The organism is Segniliparus rugosus ATCC BAA-974, assembly GCF_000185725.2.
GTDB lineage: Bacteria > Actinomycetota > Actinomycetes > Mycobacteriales > Mycobacteriaceae > Segniliparus > Segniliparus rugosus.
The window spans coordinates 722,220-737,775 of the sequence record NZ_KI391953.1 but is presented as its reverse complement, the minus strand read 5'-3'; the positions used below and the strand labels follow the sequence as shown (position 1 = coordinate 737,775).

The following is a 15,556-nucleotide window of genomic DNA, read 5'->3' as shown; positions in this document are numbered from 1 at the left end:
TGGTTCTCTGTCGTCGGGGCTGTTCCGCCATTGCCTCTTGTTCTCCTTGGTTCACAGGTCCAGCACCAGCCGACCCCCATTGGCGCGGGAGACGCAGATCAGCATCTCCCCCTTCGCCCGCTGGGCTTCGGTCAACGTGGCGTCGCGATGGTCGGGCTCGCCGCCGAGCACGCGCACTTTGCACGTCCCGCAGAAGCCCTGCTTGCAGGAGTACGTGATGCCCGGCCTCGCCGCGAGGATGGTCTCCAACGCGCTGCGGTCGGCGGGCACGGCGAGCGTCGTGCCGTCGCTGGCCAGCTCCACCTCGAACGGCACGCCGTCCTCGACAGGCGGCGCGGAGAACCGCTCGAAGTGCAGTTCCGCGCCGGGGTATCCGGCGACGGCCTCGCGGACGACCTTGAGCATCGGCCCCGGCCCGCAGCAGTACACGGCCAAATCCGAGTGCAATTGCGGCAGCAAATCCGCCGCCGTGGGCAGCCCGGACTCGTCGTCGGTCCGGATGACGACCCGGTCCCCGTACTGGGCCAGCTCTTCCCGGAACGGGATCGACTCCTTGCTGCGGCCCGCATAGATCATCGTCCATGGCAGCCCGAGGTCCGTGGCGGTCGCGAGCATCGGCAGGATCGGGGTGATCCCGATGCCGCCCGCGATGAACCGGAACTCGCGCCGCTCGGTGTTCAGATGCCCCGCCGTGGCGAGCGGGAAGGCGTTGCGCGGCCCGTGGACCTCAAGGACGTCGCCCACGCGCACCGCGTCGTGCAGCTCGACCGAGCCGCCGTTGCCGTCGGGGATGCGCCGCACCGCGATCCGGTACGAGCGGCGGTCGCGCGGGTCGCCGCACAACGAGTACTGCCGCACCGCGCCGGACGGCAACGTGAGGTCGAGATGCGCCCCGCTGCGCCAGCTGGGCAGCTCCCCGCCGTCCTGCTGGGCGAGCTGAAGGCTCACCACGTTCTCGTCGGCGGCCACCACGGTCCGGCCGCGCACCACGAGGCGGAGCGCCCGGTCCACCGGCTGCGGGTCGGGCGGCGGCGCGCCGACCATCGCCGCGAGCCGCAGCACGCCGTGCGTCACGCTGTCCTGTAGCTTCAACAGCGTCGGCATGCGCTGCTGCATCCGGCGCATGATGTCGTCGAGGCCGCTCGGGACGGGCGGGGGCGAGGGGTGCGGCCTCGTCATGCGCGGGCGGCGGCCTTCGCCGCTGGCGACTTCGCGAGGTAGGCGACCGCTTGCGCCGTGTCGCCGATGGACTCGGGCGTGAAGTCGGGGCGCAGGTACGCCTTGAACGCCTCGCCCATCACGGCGAAGCTCACCAGCGAGCCCCGCTTCATCGCCCGGCCCACCTCGCGCGTCCACCGGAGGAATCCGACATTGGGGGCCGAGGCGTCGGCGCGGGCGATCAGCAAACCGCCGTAGATCAGTCCGAGCGGGATGGTCAAACACGCGGCGAGGTAGTAGCCGATCAGGCGCTTGCGCCCGACTCCGAAATAGCGGGCGACCTCCCAGGCCACGCTACGGTGCTCGACCTCCTCCGCTCCGTGCCAGCGGAACAGGTCGGTGAGGACCGGGTCGGCCCCGAACTTCTCGAAGTCCTGGTTCAGCAGCCAATCCCCCGCCGTGGCGGTGAGATGCTCGATGCCCGCGATCATCGCGAGGCTCTCCACAAGGATGCGCCGCTGCAGCTTCGCCGGCAGCTTGTCCATCCGCTCCTTGTACTGCGCGAACAGCTGTTCCGAGTACTGCGCGAACACGCTCAGGTCGATGCCGTGCTGGGAGAAAAACGCGTGCAGCGCGTGGTCGTGGCTGTTCGCATGGATCTGCTCCTGCCCGATGAAGCCGATGACGTCCTCGCGCAAGCGCTCGTCCTGGATGTGGGGCAGGGCGCGGCCGAACGTGTCCACGAACATCATTTCGCCCGCGGGCAGCATCATGTGCAGCGCCGAGAGCACGTGCGACACCACGAGCTCGCCGGGAATCCACTGCAAGGGCGAGTTCGAGAAGTCGAACTCGACGTTTCGCGCGTGCAGCGCGATCCGCCCGGCGTCCGCGGGGCGCGTCTGGGGGTCTTGTGTCGATGCTCGTTCCCCGGCCAGCGTTTGATGGCCCATCACATCTCTCCTGATCCGTTTTCGAGTGCTAGCAAGTTAGCGATACCCAGGGTATCACATTGTGACTGCTGTCTCGTGGTGACGGTCACATGGCCCTTTGCCCGTCGGCGCGGACCCTGCCGCCCGCGCTCGGAAAAGCGAGCGGACGAGCGCTTATTCCGTCGGCACCGGCAAGTGGTTCTCCGTGAAATACCGCTGCGGGAACAAGCACGCGGAACGGCCCTCGACCACCGCCGCCGCATGCTCCTTCGCGATCAGGTCGTCCGGCTCGCCCACCGTCGCCCGGCCCGAGACGAGCCGGAGCGAAGCGCTGTCCGCGCCCCGCGAGAACGTCGTCCACGCCCTGCCGTAGCTGTCGGCGAACCCCTCTTCCCCCGCTATCCCCAACCCCTCCGCCTGTGTCTTGAGCGCGGCGACGACGCCCTCTCGCGCCTTGTCCGTCAGCTCCCCATCGAACAGGACGTGGCGCAACACCATCTGCAGCGGCTTGACCTGGTGGAACATGTTGTACGGATCGCAGGTCGAATCCCCAGGAGCCTCGTCCCCCCACCGCCAGGACAACCCCGGATACGCCGCCACAGCCGAATCCGCCGCGCGGGCCAGGGCCGCCTCCACCCGCTGCGCGTCCCGCTCCGCCGGTCCCCCCGCGCGCAACGCGGCCTCGTGCGCGGCCACCTCCTCCGGCCTGGTGTAGTTCGGGTCCAACTGGCTGCCCAACCGGCCGAGCAGGTAACAACCGCCCGCGCACAACAGGACCGTGCAGACCACTGCCGCGATCGCCGCGACATAAGGAAACGACCAGAGCTTCCGTTTCCCCTTCTTCCCCTGCGGGTCTTCGGCGTAAGGCACCGCCCGAGCCTACCTCGCAGTCCGCGCGACCTGCCGATCGCGCGGCTCGTCCAACCTGCGCGCTGTCGACCCGACAAGGAAGCCGCTGGCCAATTCGAGCGTTTCCCCGTTCGAGGAGCCGAACCAGGCAGAGCGGTCGCCTGGCCGATCGAACACCGCGCGGGAACTCGTCATCCCTCGCTGCTTCGCCGACTCGCGCACAATATCGAGCGCCTTCGCCCACAACCGGTCCGGAACAGGGTCAACGAACAGAATTTGGTCCGTCGACATCTTCCTCACCCTGGTGTCCGCTTCGCGGTCCCCCTCCTCATCGCAAGCCTCCAGCACCGCCGTCCGACGCCACGACCATGGCGAACCCCCGATCCGCACGATCTCGTCAGCAGTCTTTGCCATGAAGGCTTGGAATTCGCGCTGGTCTTCCTCATATGTCCCCTGCCTTCGGAAACGGTCCTCGAAAGTCCGCACCTGCTCCGGCGACATATGATGCGGCCGCAAACCCTCGTCGAACTCGAAAAGCACCCAGAAGCCAGAGCCGACGACCCCGCAGGCCAGAACGAGGGCGCCGACCGAGGCAACGGCGATCCGCCGCCGCATCAGCGCGAACACGACACGCCTGCTGTCGACCGGCCCTTCTTCCGCCCCGACTTCTGCCATGCGCCCAGCGTACGCCCGAAGCGAGGCCCGGCTCTATCTCTCCGAACGCGGCCACGTTGAAGCACGAATATCGGCCAGATGCGTCGCGGCTGAGCCCGCGCTCCATGAGGGAAACATGGAGCGCCGGTGAAAACACCGAACCCCCTGGGAAAGGGTACATCCCAGGGAGTTCGGCGAATCAATTGGAGGATATTCAGATATGCAATGCTCTCGCTGGAAGCGGCTTATCTCGCATGCGCGCGAGCCTCGCCCAGACGGCTCTGCGTCGCGGACGAAGAACTACTTCGCGCGCTCAAGAACCTCGACCAAGCGCCAGTGCTTGGTCGCGGAGAGAGGCCGGGTCTCCATGATGCGCACGGTGTCGCCGATGTGGGCGTCCTGCTGCTCGTCGTGGGCCTTGACCTTCTTAGTGGTCCGGATGATCTTGCCGTAGAGCGGGTGGCGGCGGCGGTCGGTCAGCTCGACCACGATGGTCTTGTCCATCTTGTCGGAGACGACGACACCGGAGCGGACCTTGCGGCGGGTACGGTCGCCGGACACCGGAGCTTCAGTCTTGGTCGCGGTCATTCTTTCTCACCCTCGGTCTTCTCGGTCTTCGCCTTCTTCGTGGCCTTGGCTTTCACCGGGGCCGCATCCGGCTCGGACGACAGGCCCAGCTCGCGCTCGCGGATCACGGTGTACACCTGGGCGATCTCGCGCTTGACTTCGCCCACCCGGCTGTTCTTGGCCAGCTGGCCGGTGGCGAGCTGGAAGCGCAGGTGCAACGCCTCTTCTTTCAGTTTGCCGAGCTGCTCGACCAAGGCTTCGCGGCCCTGTTCGCGCAGGTCTGCGGCCTTCGTGCGATGTGCCATCAGAATTGCTCCTCTCGGGTCACAATGCGCGTCTTCAGCGGCAGCTTGTGCTGTGCGCGGCGAAGCGCCTCACGAGCGGTCTCCTCGTTCGGGAAGGTCATCTCGAACAGGACCCGGCCCGGCTTCACGTTGGCGATCCACCACTCCGGCGAGCCCTTGCCGGAACCCATGCGGGTCTCAGCGGGCTTCTTGGTGAGCGGACGGTCCGGGTAGATGTTGATCCACACCTTGCCGCCACGGCGGATGTGCCGGTTGATGGCGATACGGGCGGACTCGATCTGCCGGTTGGTGACGTACGCGGGCTCAAGGGCCTGGATGCCGAAGTCGCCGAAGGTGACCTTCGTGCCGCCCTTGGCAGCGCCCGAACGGCTCGGGTGGTGCTGCTTGCGGTGCTTGACTTTACGTGGAATCAGCATGGCTCAGGCCTCCTGACCTGATTCGTTGGAGCTGGCCTCGGCGACCGGCTCGGCCTGCGGCTCGACGGCGCGGCCGGCCTCGGTGCTCGTCGCGGTGGTGCCGGAAGCTCCGGAACGGCGCGGGCGGGCGGCGCGGTCCCGACGGGCTCCGGCCTCCTCGGCGGCGGCGAGCTGAGCGGCGTGCTCGACTCGTCCGCCGACGATGTCGCCCTTGTAGATCCAGACCTTCACGCCGATGCGGCCGAAGGTGGTCTTGGCCTCGTGGAAGCCGTAATCGATGTCGGCGCGCAGCGTGTGCAGCGGCACCCGGCCCTCGCGGTAGTACTCGGACCGGCTCATCTCAGCGCCGCCGAGGCGGCCGCCGCACATGACCTTGATGCCCTTGACCTGCGGGTGGCGCATCGCGGACTGGATCGCCTTGCGCATCGCGCGACGGAACGCCACGCGGTTGGACAGCTGCTCGGCGACGCCCTGGGCGACGAGCTGGGCGATGGTCTCGGAGTTCTTCACCTCGAGGATGTTCAGCTGCACCTGCTTGCCGGTGAGCTTCTCCAGCTGGCCTCGGATGCGGTCGGCCTCGGCGCCCCGGCGGCCGATGACGATGCCCGGGCGGGCGGTGTGGATGTCCACACGCACCCGGTCGCGGGTCCGCTCGATCTCGACCTTCGCGATGCCAGCCCGCTCCATGCCCGAGATGAGCAGCTTGCGGATCTGGATGTCCTCTTTGATGTAGTCCTTGTACTGCTTGTCGGCGAACCAACGGGAGCGCCAGTCAGTGGTGATGCCCAGGCGGAAGCCATGGGGATGGATTTTCTGTCCCATTTACTTCTCGCCTCCCTTCTTGGTAGAGGCCTTCTTCGACCCAGCGACTCGCTTGGCCCGGCTCGGCCGCTCGTTGGCGAGCGCCGCCGCGACCTCGATGGTGATGTGGCTGGTCCGCTTGCGGATCCGGTAGCTGCGGCCCTGGGCGCGCGGCTGGAAACGCTTGAGGGTCGGGCCCTCGTCGGCGAAGGCCTTGGAGACGACCAGCGTCGAGCGGTGCAGGTTGAGGTTGTGCTCCGCGTTGGCGATGGCGCTCGCGAGGACCTTGGAGACCTCTTCGCTCGCGCTCTGCGGGGCGAACCGCAGGATCGCGAGGGCCTCGTCCACCCGCTTGCCTCGGATGAGGTCGATGACCCGGCGGGCTTTGGTCGCCGAGAAACGCGCGCCCTTGAGCGAGGCGTGCGCGGCGGGGTTCTCTTGCTCAATGCTCATCGGCGCTTCGCCTTTCGGTCCTCTTTCACGTGGCTGCGGAAGGTGCGGGTCGGCGCGAACTCGCCCAGCTTGTGCCCGACCATCGACTCGCTCACGAACACGGGGACGTGCTTGCGCCCGTCGTGCACCGCGAAGGTGTGCCCGACGAAGTCGGGGAGGATGGTCGAACGGCGCGACCAGGTCTTGATGACCTGATGGGTGTTCTTCTCGTTCTGTCCGTCCACCTTCTTGAGCAGGTGGTCGTCGACGAACGGGCCTTTCTTCAAACTACGTGGCATCGTTCAGTTCCCTTCTACCGCTTCTTCCCGGTGCGGCGACGGCGCACGATGAGCTTGTCGCTCTCTTTGTTGGCCCGGCGGGTGCGGCCCTCCGGCTTGCCCCACGGGCTCACCGGGTGACGACCGCCGGATGTCTTGCCTTCACCACCACCGTGCGGGTGGTCGACCGGGTTCATGACGACACCGCGGACGGTCGGGCGGATGCCCTTCCAGCGGTTGCGGCCCGCCTTGCCCCAGTTGATGTTGGACTGCTCGGCGTTGCCGACTTCGCCGACCGAGGCGCGGCAGCGCGCGTCGACGTTGCGGATCTCGCCGGACGGCATGCGCAGCTGCGCGTACGGGCCGTCCTTGGCGACCAGCTGCACCGAGGAGCCGGCCGAGCGGGCGATCTTCGCGCCGCCGCCCGGACGCAGCTCGATGGCGTGCACCACCGTACCGGTCGGGATGTTCTTCAGCGGCAGGTTGTTGCCCGGCTTGATGTCGGCCTGGGGGCCGGTCTCGACCAAGTCGCCCTGCTTGAGCTTCGCCGGGGCGATGATGTATCGCTTCTCGCCGTCCGCGTAGTGCAGGAGGGCGATCCGGGAAGTGCGGTTGGGGTCGTACTCGATGTGCGCGACCTTGGCGGGCACGCCGTCTTTGTCCGCGCGGCGGAAGTCGATGAGCCGGTAGGCCCGCTTGTGCCCGCCGCCCTGGTGCCGGACGGTGACCCGGCCGTGGGCGTTGCGGCCGCCCTTGTTGTGCAGGGGACGCAGCAGCGACTTCTCCGGCGTGGTGCGGGTGACCTCCGAGAAGTCGGAGCTCGACGAGCCGCGACGACCAGGGCTGGTCGGCTTGTGCTTACGAATAGCCATGATTCTCTGTCCTTCAGTCCTATGCGCCAGCCGTCGTGAAGATGTCGATGGTCTTGCTCGCCTCGGTCAGCGAGACCAGCGCCCGCTTGGTGTCGGCGCGCTTGCCGATGCCGAACCGGGTGCGCTTGCGCTTGCCGTTGCGGTTGATGATGTTCACCCGCGCGACCTTGACGCCGAAGACCTTTTCCACGGCCAGTTTGACCTGGGTCTTGTTGGCGTCGGGGTGCACGACGAAGCTGTAGGTCTTCTGCTCGGCCAGGGCGAACGACTTCTCGCTCACCACGGGCCGGATCAGCACGTCGTGCGGATCAGCCGGGATGCTCGCGATGGTCATGCCTGCACCTCTTCCTTCTTGTTGACCTTGTGGTGCTCGATGAACGTCGTGAGCGCCTCGAGGCTGAACACGATGTCGTCGCTCTTGAGCACGTCGTACGTGTTGAGCTGGTCCGGGGTCAGGATGTGGGCGTGCGGCAGGTTGCGAACGCTCTTCAGGCCCGCCTCGTCGGCGCGTCCGAGCACCACCAGGAGGCGGGGCCGGATCGAGATCGAGTCGAGGAACGCGGAAGCCTTCTTGGTCGAAGGGGTCTGCCCGGCGACCAGCTCGTCCACGATGTGGATGCGCTCGCCGCGCGCCCGGTCGGAGAGGGCTCCGCGCAGGGCGGCGGCCTTCATCTTCTTCGGGGTGCGCTGGGAGTAGTCGCGCGGCACCGGGCCGTGGACCGTGCCGCCGCCGGTGAAGTGCGGCGCTCGGGTCGAGCCCTGGCGGGCGCGGCCGGTGCCCTTCTGCTTGTACGGCTTCTTGCCGCCGCCGGAGACTTCGCCCCTGGTCTTGGCCTTGTGCGTGCCTTGGCGCGCGGCTGCGAGCTGCGCGGTCACCACTTGGTGCAAGAGGGAGATGTTGGCCGGGGCGTCGAAGATCTCGGCGGGGAGATCGAACGTGCCGGCGCTCTTGCCGTCAGCGGCGTGGATCGTGACGGTGAGGCTCACTTCGCCACCCCTTTCTTCACAGCGGAGCGCACGAACACCAGGCCGCCGTCACGGCCGGGGACAGCGCCCTTGATGAGGAGCACACCGGCCTCCGGGTCAACCCGGAACACGGTGAGGTTCTGCGTGGTCGTCTTCGCGTTGCCCATGCGGCCAGCCATCCGGGTGCCCTTGAAGACACGGCCCGGGAAGGCGCAAGCGCCGATGGAGCCCGGACGGCGGTGCACTTTGTGCGCGCCGTGGGCGGCGCCTTGGCCCTTGAAGCCGTGGCGCTTCATGGTGCCCGCGAAGCCTTTGCCCTTGCTGGTGCCGGTCACGTCGACCAGGTCGCCGTCGGCGAACACCGAGACGTCGAGCTGCTGGCCGACCTCGTAGCCGGAGACGTCTTCGAGGCGAAGCTCGGCGAGGTGGCGGCGCGGGGTGACCCCGGCCTTCTCGAACTGGCCCGTCAGCGGCTTGTTGACCTTGCGGGGGTCGATCTGGCCGAAGGCGAGCTGGACGGCCGAGTACTTGTCGCGCTCGGGGGTGCGGATCTGGGTGACGATGTTGACCCCGGTGCGGATCACGGTCACGGGGACGACGCGGTTGCGCTCGTCGAAAACCTGGGTCATGCCGAGCTTCGCGCCCAGCAGGCCCACGCGGTTCTGGGAAGTAGTAGCAGTCATCAGAGCGGCCTCACTGAATGTTCACGTCGACGCTGGCGGGCAAGTTGATACGCATGAGCGCGTCGACCGTCTTCGGCGTGGGGTCGAGGATGTCGATCATGCGCTTGTGGGTGCGCATCTCGAAGTGCTCGCGGGAGTCTTTGTACTTGTGCGGAGAACGGATCACGCAGAACACGTTCTTCTCGGTCGGCAAGGGGACCGGGCCGACGACGCTTGCGCCGGTGCGGGTGACCGTCTCAACGATCTTGCGCGCCGAAGCGTCAATAGCCTCATGGTCATACGCCTTGAGCCTGATGCGGATCTTCTGTCCCGCCACTAGTGCCTCGTTTCTCCTGCGTCGCGCCAACACCGCGTTCGGGTTGACGTGCCCGGGCTTCGGCTCATGCCGAGCCGGGCTCTCCTAAAGTCGACGCCCGCGAGGCTTGTCGCCGCCGCGAGCGCACGCCAAATGGCCGCTCTTTCGCTTTCATGGTTCTGTGGCCGACACCCCGGGGCGTGCGCCCCCTCGGGTCAGCCAATCCGGATCTGCAGCGGTAGAATTCTTGGGGAACTCAGGCCGCGCGCAATCCCGCCGCCCTTGCGAGCAGCGCTATTCAGTATGCATGAACCGTCATGGGCTCGCAAGTCCGCAGGTCGCGCCACGGCCTTGCGGCCCGGTCGCGCCCCGAACCGGGGCGAGGTAGGCTGGTCCTCGTTAAGTTACCGGCGAGTAGATTATATTCGTCGGTGTACTCCGACCACCGTCCCGGCATGTCCGGCCATTCTCGAAGGAGCCTCATGGCGCTGTTCAAGTCCAAGCCTGTCGCCTCGAAGAACGAACTCGCCCTGCGCTCCACCCTGGTCGGCAAGGCGTGGCTCAGGCTCGGCGGCACCCTCCTCGGACGGATCGCCTTCTCCGCGGCGTTCGCCCTCAAGGCCCCCTACTTCGCCACCATCACCCCGTACGTCCGCAAGGTCGAGCCGGGCCGGGCGGAGATCTCCGCGCCGTCGTGGTTCTTCACCCACAACCACATCGGCACCTTCCACGCCATCGCCTCCTGCAACGCGGCGGAAGCGGCGATGGGCCTCGTGATGGAGGCCTCCACCCCCTCGACGCACCGCTGGCTGCCCAAAGGCATGACGGTCAACTACTTGAAGATCGTCAAGGGCGGCGTGCGCGCGACCGCGAGCCTGCCCGAGAACTTCGACTTCTCCGCGATCACCGAGGGCACCGACGTCCCGGTCGCCATCAGCATCATCGACGCCGAGGGCAATGAAGTCGTCAACGGGACGATCACCACCTGGGTGAGCCCGAAACCGCCGAGGGGCTGACCGGACCCATCCGCTACCATTCTGGCCATGGGCATCCTCCAGAAGATCGCCTGCGGGAGACGCGCGGGGCAGGCGTTCGCAGTCGTGGCAGCGGCAAGCCTCGCGCTCAGCGCGTGCCAAGACGACAAAAAAGCTCCGCCGACGACGACCGAGGCCCCGAAGATCCCCGTGCATTGGTCCCCCGACCTGCCCGCCGTCATCGCGTACCAGGGCGGGGTCGGCTACGGGCTTGAGGAGTCCGAGCCCACCGTGCGCAACGCGATCCAGAACGTCGGGGTCAGCGTCGTGCACATCCCCGTGGTGCTCGACAACAACGGCACCGCCATCGCGTGGTCGAGCACGAAGATCTCCGAGTCGAAGTGCTCCCCCGCCGAGGGCGGCCCGCCCGACGCGGTCGGATCGTACGTCTACAACCTCAACGACGAAACCGTCTTGCAGGGCGTCGTGTGCGACAAGACCAACCCGGCCTACCCCAACCAGAGCCAGAACGCGGAGCCCGGCACCAAGCTCCGCAAGCTCGTCGACCTGCTCAAGCTCGGGGCGACCTTCGACAAGGCGGTCGAACGGCTCTGGTTCGATATCGAGCTGATCACCGACCCGGTGGACAAGAAGAACACCGCCACCCCGGAGCAGTACGTCTCCGCGGTCGTCAAGGCCGTGAAAGAGGCCCGGTTCGACAACGTCATCATCTCCAGCTACGACTGGCGCACGCTCCCCTTGGTGCACAAAGGCTTCAAAGTCGGCACCGAGGAGATCCCCGGCCTCACCACCGTCCCCACCCTCGCGTTGGTGCGCGCCGACACCTTCTACCCCGGCAGCCCCTGGATCAACGGGTTGAACCTCGACGAGGTGCACGGCGACCTCATCGAAGCGGTCACCAAGCTCGGCGTCGACGGGGTCGCCCCGGACTTCCTCGCCTCCCAGCCCTTGCCGCAGCCCGAAGGTCAGACCCCGCCGGGGCAGAAAAAGCCCCTGCTGGTCACCAAACAGTTCCTCGAACGCGCCCATAAGGCAGGGTTGAAGGTCTTCCCCCAGGTCGTCAACGACCTCAACGACATGGACCAGCAGTTGAAAGTCTGCCAGGGGACGGACAACCAGCTCCACCTCGACCAATGCGTCGACGGCATCATCACCGCTTTCCCCGACGTGTTCGACAACGAACTCGGCACGCTCGGGGCCAACCGCCCGGCCAAGCTTTCGCCACGCTGAGCAGAACGCGCACTATCACACATATGAGCACAACGCAGACGCCCGACGTCCTCGCCGCCCGATACGCCACCAAAGAGCTTGTCGCCCTCTGGTCCCCGGCCAATCGCGTCGTCCTTGAGCGCGAGCTGTGGATCGCCGTGCTCAAGGCGCAGATCGAACTCGGCGTGCCCGGCGGGGACGCCGAGGCGGTCGCCGACTACGAGCGAGTCAAAGAGCAGGTCGACCTCGCCTCCATCGCGGCGCGCGAGCGCGTCACCCGCCACGACGTGAAAGCCCGGATCGACGAGTTCAACGCGCTGGCGGGCCATGAGCTCGTCCACCGGGGCATGACCAGCCGGGACGCCACCGAGAACGTCGAGCAGTCGGTCATCCGCGCCTCGTTGGTCCACGTGCGCGACCACGCCGTCGCCGCGCTGGCCCGGCTCGCGGAGCGCGCCGCCCAGCACGCCCCGACCATGCTGGTCGCCCGCAGCCACAACGTCCCCGCCCAGGCCACCACGCTCGGCAAGCGGTTCGCCACGTGCGCGCAGGAGCTGCTCATCGCCGTGCGACGGCTGGACGAGCTCATCGAGCGCTACCCGCTGCGCGGGATCCAGGGCCCGGTCGGCACCGCACAAGACATGCTCGACCTTTTGGGCGGGGACCGTGAGAAGTTCGCCCTGCTCCAGCGCCGGGTCGCCGAGCACGTCGGGTTCACCGAGAGCCTTGTCAGCGTGGGGCAGATCTATCCCCGTTCGCTCGACCACGACGTGGTGTCCGCGCTGGTCCACCTCGCCTCGGCCCCGTCCTCGTTCGCCTTCACGCTGCGTCTGATGGCGGGCCAGGAACTCGCCACCGAGGGGTTCCAGCCCGGCCAGGTCGGCTCCTCCGCGATGCCGCACAAGACCAACCCGCGCACCAGCGAGCGCATCAACGGGCTCGCCGTCGTCCTGCGCGGCTACGCGTCGATGACCGCGGAACTCGCCGGGGCGCAGTGGAACGAAGGCGACGTCTTCTGCTCGGTCGTGCGCCGAGTCGCCCTGCCAGACGCCTTCTACGCCATCGACGGCCTCCTGGAAGGCTTCTTGACCGTGCTCGCCGAGTTCCACGCCTTCGAACCGGTCATCGAGCGCGAGCTCGCCCGCTACCTGCCTTTCCTCGGCACGACGCGGATCCTCATGGCCGCCGTGCGCGCGGGGGTCGGCAGGGAGGCCGCCCACGAGGCGATCAAGGAGCACGCGGTCGCGCTCGCGAACGACATCCGCGAGCGCGGGGCCGAGCCGGACCTGCTCGGCAGGCTGGCCGGGGACGAACGGCTGGGGCTCTCTCAGGCGCAGCTCGACGAGGCGCTGGCCGATCGGGACGTGTTCCTCGGCGCGGCGGACGCCCAGGTCCGCTCGGTCATCGCCGAGGTGGAGGCCGTCGTCGCGAAGCACCCCCAGGCCGCGGCGTACCGGCCCGGCTCTATTTTGTGATTTCGTGAGGTCTCGGGCCGCTTCCGCGCCCGCCCACGCCGAACGACCAGCGCGAGAAGTAGTTAGCTTCGACTATTCATATAGACTTGGGGCATGATCGCCTCCAAACTTGCCCTCGGCGCCTTCGGCGGACTGCTTTCCCTGATGCCCGTGTTCGCCGTTCCCGCCGTGACTCCGATGGCCAACGCCGAGCCCGCCGGCTGCGCGCAGTACGACATCTCCTTCGCGCGCGGCACCCACGACGCCCCCGGCCTCGGCAATGTCGGCAACGCGTTCGTGAACGCCGTGAAAGCCAAGGCTCCGGGGAAGACCTTCAGCGTCTACGCGGTCGACTACCCTGCCGACTTCGACTTCGCGAAAGCGAGCGACGGCGGGGCGGATTTGTCCAACCACCTGCAGGACGTGGCGAACCGCTGCCCGGCCACCCAGTTCGTCCTCGGCGGATACTCCCAGGGCGCGGCGGTCGTGGACTCGGTGATCTCGCTCGGAGTCCCGGTCCTCGGGTTCACGAACCCGCTCCCCGGCGACGTGGCCGAGCGGATCGCGGCGGTGGCGCTGTTCGGCGACTTCGTGCACCGGTTCTTCAACGGCCCGCAGCCGATTTTCATCACCCCCGACCTCGCGGGCAAAGTCACCGACGTGTGCGCGGACGGCGATCCGATCTGCTGGAACCTGGACGGCGACTTCAACACGCAGAAAGCCGACTTCGACCAGAACCACGTCTCCTACGTTTCGCGGGGACTGACCAGCCAGGCCGCCGACTTCGTCGTCGAGCGGATCAACGATCAGCCCGCGCAGGCCGCACCGGCCCCGCAGCCGCCCGCAACGCCGGAAGCCGAGGCCCCCGAAGCCGCCGCGCCTGCCGCCCCCGAAGCCGAAGCCCCCGAGCCGGATTCGGACGCTCCCGGTGAAGGGGATTCCGAGTAACAGCGATGGATCGCACCACTGATCAGATGAGGTAAGTAAGGAGCCGGACCCATGGCGCTTTCGCCACGACCGCGACATAGGAAAACAGCCGCCATGTGGGCGGCCTCGCTTCTCGCGGCCACTGGCCTCGCCCTCATAAGCCCGAAGACGCCCCCGGCGAAAGCCGACGCCTGCGCCGACGTCGACGTCTCGTTCGCGCGAGGCACGAACGAGCCCCCAGGGATCGGCTATGTCGGCGAGAGCTTCACCGACCAGCTGACCGACGCGCTGCCCGGCAAAAAGATCGACGTGTACGCGGTGGACTACCCCGCGGTCTACAGCGCGCAGAGCGTCGGCGACGGCGGCAACGATCTGAGCGAGCACGTGCAGAACATCGCCCGCACGTGCCCGAACACCAAGATTGTGATCGGCGGATTCTCCCAAGGCGCGGCAGTCGTCGACCTTGTGACGGTGTCCCCGATCCCGGCCCAAACGGTCGAGGTTCCGTTTATGGGCGAGGTCTCCTTGGCGGATTCCGGGTTCGACAAGGCGTTGCCCGCGAACGTGTTCCCGCACATCGCCGCCGTGGCGCTCTTCGGCAACCCGGCCAAGCGCGTGTTCGACGGCGTCCTGCCGATGCCCGACGGGCTCCGGGCGCGGACCACCGACGTCTGCGCGGAGGCTGATCCGGTCTGCCATCCGCCGAGCCCGGACGACCTCGCGAACTACCACAACCACGACTCGTACGTGGAGCGCGGCCTCACCGATGAGGTGGCGGAGTTCGTGCGCGGCAAGCTCGGCTTCCCGAACGCCCCGGCCCCGCCGAAGAACGCCCCGGCCCCGCCGAAGCCGAGCGATTCGTCTTTCGCCCCGATCCCCGACCAGAACGTGAGCGCGTCGGACGGTTCGGACTCCGACGGCCAGGACGAGGCCGGACCGGACGAGGCCGAGCCGGACGACGAGGCTCCCGGCGAGTGAGCGCCGCAGATCGTCGGCCACGGGTCGGTCTGCTGGTCAGCCAGCAGAGGGCGCCCAACTATCAGGCGCTGCGCGATGTCGCGGCCCGAGCCGAAGAACTCGGGGCGGACGTCCTGTTCAACACCGACCATTTCTTCCCGTGGAGCGGCGATCCGACAGGTGCGCATTTCGAGTGCTGGTCGATGCTCGCCGCATGGGCGGAGCAGACCGACCGGGTCGAGCTGGGCGCGCTCGTCACCGGGGCCGGCTACCGCAACCCGGATCTGCTGGCCGACATGGCCCGCACGGTGGACCACATCAGCGGCGGGCGGTTGATCCTCGGCCTCGGGGCCGGCTGGTTGGAGCGGGATTACGTCGAGTACCGCTACGAGTTCGGCACGGCGGGTTCGCGGATCGACTTGCTCGCCGAGAGCTTGGCCCGGATCAAGGCGCGCCTTGGTCGGCTCAACCCGCCGCCGGTCGGCAAGCTGCCCATCCTGATCGGCGGCGGCGGGGAGCGCAAAATGCTGCGCATTGTCGCCGAGCACGCCGACATCTGGCACAGTTTCAGCGCGGTGGCGCAGTTGCGGCATAAGAGCGCGGTGCTCGCAGAGCATTGCGCGGCGGTCGGCCGCGACCCTGCCGAGATCGTCCGGGCGGCTTCTTGGTCGGGTCCGGAGCTGACCGACGAACTTGTGGCGGCGGGGGCCGGTCTGATTCTTTGCGACACGTCGGCCCCGGATTACGACCTCACCGCGCTCGGGCACGCTCTGGCGTGGCGGGACCGGCACGCCGCTTTGCGCGTGTGA

Annotated in this window: 21 protein-coding genes; 6 read left to right on the top strand and 15 right to left on the bottom strand. The window is 67.8% G+C overall.

Annotated features, from left to right (window positions below; all coding sequences use genetic code 11):
- Positions 1-51: 51 nt before the first annotated feature.
- The 15 genes from HMPREF9336_RS03560 to rpsJ all read right to left on the bottom strand — a co-directional run bounded on the left by HMPREF9336_RS03560 (position 52) and on the right by rpsJ (position 9,226).
- Positions 52-1,116 (bottom strand): PDR/VanB family oxidoreductase, encoded by a 1,065-nt coding sequence (locus HMPREF9336_RS03560; protein WP_051357251.1) that lies wholly within the window; start codon positions 1,114-1,116, stop codon positions 52-54.
- Positions 1,117-1,175: 59 nt separating this feature from the next.
- On the bottom strand, positions 1,176-2,108 hold the full coding sequence (locus HMPREF9336_RS03555) for a metal-dependent hydrolase (protein ID WP_007469128.1): 933 nt from the start codon (positions 2,106-2,108) through the stop codon (positions 1,176-1,178).
- Between the two features lie 153 nt (positions 2,109-2,261).
- Positions 2,262-2,957 (bottom strand): LppA family lipoprotein, encoded by a 696-nt coding sequence (locus HMPREF9336_RS03550; protein ID WP_007469127.1) that lies wholly within the window; start codon positions 2,955-2,957, stop codon positions 2,262-2,264.
- 9 nt (positions 2,958-2,966) lie between these two features.
- Positions 2,967-3,611: an LppA family lipoprotein gene (locus HMPREF9336_RS03545; protein ID WP_007469126.1), complete on the bottom strand. Its 645-nt coding sequence runs from the start codon at positions 3,609-3,611 to the stop codon at positions 2,967-2,969.
- Positions 3,612-3,890: 279 nt separating this feature from the next.
- Positions 3,891-4,178, bottom strand: a complete 288-nt coding sequence (gene rpsQ / locus HMPREF9336_RS03540; protein WP_007469125.1) for a 30S ribosomal protein S17 — start codon at positions 4,176-4,178, stop codon at positions 3,891-3,893.
- The gene (rpmC, locus tag HMPREF9336_RS03535; RefSeq protein ID WP_007469124.1) at positions 4,175-4,462 is read right to left on the bottom strand and encodes a 50S ribosomal protein L29; all 288 of its coding nucleotides are present in this window, start codon (positions 4,460-4,462) and stop codon (positions 4,175-4,177) included. The genes rpsQ and rpmC overlap by 4 nt, the downstream gene beginning before the upstream one ends.
- A complete protein-coding gene (rplP, locus tag HMPREF9336_RS03530; RefSeq protein ID WP_007469123.1) occupies positions 4,462-4,878 on the bottom strand; it encodes a 50S ribosomal protein L16 in 417 nt (138 codons plus the stop codon). The genes rpmC and rplP overlap by 1 nt, the downstream gene beginning before the upstream one ends.
- A 3-nt stretch (positions 4,879-4,881) precedes the next feature.
- Positions 4,882-5,700: a 30S ribosomal protein S3 gene (gene rpsC, locus HMPREF9336_RS03525; protein WP_007469122.1), complete on the bottom strand. Its 819-nt coding sequence runs from the start codon at positions 5,698-5,700 to the stop codon at positions 4,882-4,884.
- Positions 5,701-6,132: a 50S ribosomal protein L22 gene (rplV, locus tag HMPREF9336_RS03520; protein WP_007469121.1), complete on the bottom strand. Its 432-nt coding sequence runs from the start codon at positions 6,130-6,132 to the stop codon at positions 5,701-5,703.
- On the bottom strand, positions 6,129-6,410 hold the full coding sequence (rpsS, locus tag HMPREF9336_RS03515; RefSeq protein ID WP_007469120.1) for a 30S ribosomal protein S19: 282 nt from the start codon (positions 6,408-6,410) through the stop codon (positions 6,129-6,131). The genes rplV and rpsS overlap by 4 nt, the downstream gene beginning before the upstream one ends.
- Positions 6,411-6,424: 14 nt before the next feature.
- On the bottom strand, positions 6,425-7,261 hold the full coding sequence (gene rplB / locus HMPREF9336_RS03510; protein ID WP_007469119.1) for a 50S ribosomal protein L2: 837 nt from the start codon (positions 7,259-7,261) through the stop codon (positions 6,425-6,427).
- A gap of 19 nt (positions 7,262-7,280) precedes the next feature.
- Positions 7,281-7,595 carry a 50S ribosomal protein L23 gene (rplW, locus tag HMPREF9336_RS03505; RefSeq protein WP_007469118.1) on the bottom strand — a complete coding sequence of 105 codons (315 nt, stop codon included), beginning with the start codon at positions 7,593-7,595 and terminating at the stop codon, positions 7,281-7,283.
- Entirely contained in the window at positions 7,592-8,248 is a 657-nt protein-coding gene (gene rplD / locus HMPREF9336_RS03500) for a 50S ribosomal protein L4 (protein WP_007469117.1), read from the bottom strand. Before rplD ends, rplW begins: the two co-directional genes overlap by 4 nt.
- Entirely contained in the window at positions 8,245-8,910 is a 666-nt protein-coding gene (rplC, locus tag HMPREF9336_RS03495) for a 50S ribosomal protein L3 (RefSeq protein ID WP_021030024.1), read from the bottom strand. The genes rplD and rplC overlap by 4 nt, the downstream gene beginning before the upstream one ends.
- 10 nt (positions 8,911-8,920) lie before the next feature.
- Positions 8,921-9,226 carry a 30S ribosomal protein S10 gene (rpsJ, locus tag HMPREF9336_RS03490; RefSeq protein ID WP_007469113.1) on the bottom strand — a complete coding sequence of 102 codons (306 nt, stop codon included), beginning with the start codon at positions 9,224-9,226 and terminating at the stop codon, positions 8,921-8,923.
- A gap of 461 nt (positions 9,227-9,687) precedes the next feature.
- Between rpsJ and HMPREF9336_RS03485 the strand changes: the two genes are divergently transcribed.
- From HMPREF9336_RS03485 to HMPREF9336_RS03460, 6 genes are all read left to right on the top strand, one after another.
- Positions 9,688-10,221, top strand: coding sequence for a hotdog fold domain-containing protein (locus HMPREF9336_RS03485; protein WP_007469111.1), 534 nt, complete (start codon positions 9,688-9,690; stop codon positions 10,219-10,221).
- Between the two features lie 27 nt (positions 10,222-10,248).
- The gene (locus HMPREF9336_RS03480) at positions 10,249-11,430 is read left to right on the top strand and encodes a PI-PLC domain-containing protein (RefSeq protein WP_007469109.1); all 1,182 of its coding nucleotides are present in this window, start codon (positions 10,249-10,251) and stop codon (positions 11,428-11,430) included.
- A gap of 23 nt (positions 11,431-11,453) precedes the next feature.
- Positions 11,454-12,884 carry an adenylosuccinate lyase gene (purB, locus tag HMPREF9336_RS03475; RefSeq protein WP_007469107.1) on the top strand — a complete coding sequence of 477 codons (1,431 nt, stop codon included), beginning with the start codon at positions 11,454-11,456 and terminating at the stop codon, positions 12,882-12,884.
- Between the two features lie 93 nt (positions 12,885-12,977).
- Positions 12,978-13,811: a cutinase family protein gene (locus HMPREF9336_RS03470; protein WP_007469106.1), complete on the top strand. Its 834-nt coding sequence runs from the start codon at positions 12,978-12,980 to the stop codon at positions 13,809-13,811.
- Between the two features lie 51 nt (positions 13,812-13,862).
- Positions 13,863-14,768 carry a cutinase family protein gene (locus HMPREF9336_RS17360; protein WP_021030023.1) on the top strand — a complete coding sequence of 302 codons (906 nt, stop codon included), beginning with the start codon at positions 13,863-13,865 and terminating at the stop codon, positions 14,766-14,768.
- Positions 14,765-15,556 (top strand): LLM class F420-dependent oxidoreductase, encoded by a 792-nt coding sequence (locus HMPREF9336_RS03460; protein WP_007469102.1) that lies wholly within the window; start codon positions 14,765-14,767, stop codon positions 15,554-15,556. The genes HMPREF9336_RS17360 and HMPREF9336_RS03460 overlap by 4 nt, the downstream gene beginning before the upstream one ends.

Coding starts and splice junctions, on each gene's coding strand:
- HMPREF9336_RS03560 (WP_051357251.1), bottom strand. CDS start 1,116: ATGCAGCAGCGCATGCCGACGCTGTTGAAGCTACAGGACAGCGTGACG.
- HMPREF9336_RS03555 (WP_007469128.1), bottom strand. CDS start 2,108: ATGGGCCATCAAACGCTGGCCGGGGAACGAGCATCGACACAAGACCCC.
- HMPREF9336_RS03545 (WP_007469126.1), bottom strand. CDS start 3,611: ATGGCAGAAGTCGGGGCGGAAGAAGGGCCGGTCGACAGCAGGCGTGTC.
- rpsQ (WP_007469125.1), bottom strand. CDS start 4,178: ATGACCGCGACCAAGACTGAAGCTCCGGTGTCCGGCGACCGTACCCGC.
- rpmC (WP_007469124.1), bottom strand. CDS start 4,462: ATGGCACATCGCACGAAGGCCGCAGACCTGCGCGAACAGGGCCGCGAA.
- rplP (WP_007469123.1), bottom strand. CDS start 4,878: ATGCTGATTCCACGTAAAGTCAAGCACCGCAAGCAGCACCACCCGAGC.
- rpsC (WP_007469122.1), bottom strand. CDS start 5,700: ATGGGACAGAAAATCCATCCCCATGGCTTCCGCCTGGGCATCACCACT.
- rplV (WP_007469121.1), bottom strand. CDS start 6,132: ATGAGCATTGAGCAAGAGAACCCCGCCGCGCACGCCTCGCTCAAGGGC.
- rpsS (WP_007469120.1), bottom strand. CDS start 6,410: ATGCCACGTAGTTTGAAGAAAGGCCCGTTCGTCGACGACCACCTGCTC.
- rplB (WP_007469119.1), bottom strand. CDS start 7,261: ATGGCTATTCGTAAGCACAAGCCGACCAGCCCTGGTCGTCGCGGCTCG.
- rplW (WP_007469118.1), bottom strand. CDS start 7,595: ATGACCATCGCGAGCATCCCGGCTGATCCGCACGACGTGCTGATCCGG.
- rplC (WP_021030024.1), bottom strand. CDS start 8,910: ATGACTGCTACTACTTCCCAGAACCGCGTGGGCCTGCTGGGCGCGAAG.
- HMPREF9336_RS03485 (WP_007469111.1), top strand. CDS start 9,688: ATGGCGCTGTTCAAGTCCAAGCCTGTCGCCTCGAAGAACGAACTCGCC.
- HMPREF9336_RS03480 (WP_007469109.1), top strand. CDS start 10,249: ATGGGCATCCTCCAGAAGATCGCCTGCGGGAGACGCGCGGGGCAGGCG.
- purB (WP_007469107.1), top strand. CDS start 11,454: ATGAGCACAACGCAGACGCCCGACGTCCTCGCCGCCCGATACGCCACC.
- HMPREF9336_RS03470 (WP_007469106.1), top strand. CDS start 12,978: ATGATCGCCTCCAAACTTGCCCTCGGCGCCTTCGGCGGACTGCTTTCC.
- HMPREF9336_RS17360 (WP_021030023.1), top strand. CDS start 13,863: ATGGCGCTTTCGCCACGACCGCGACATAGGAAAACAGCCGCCATGTGG.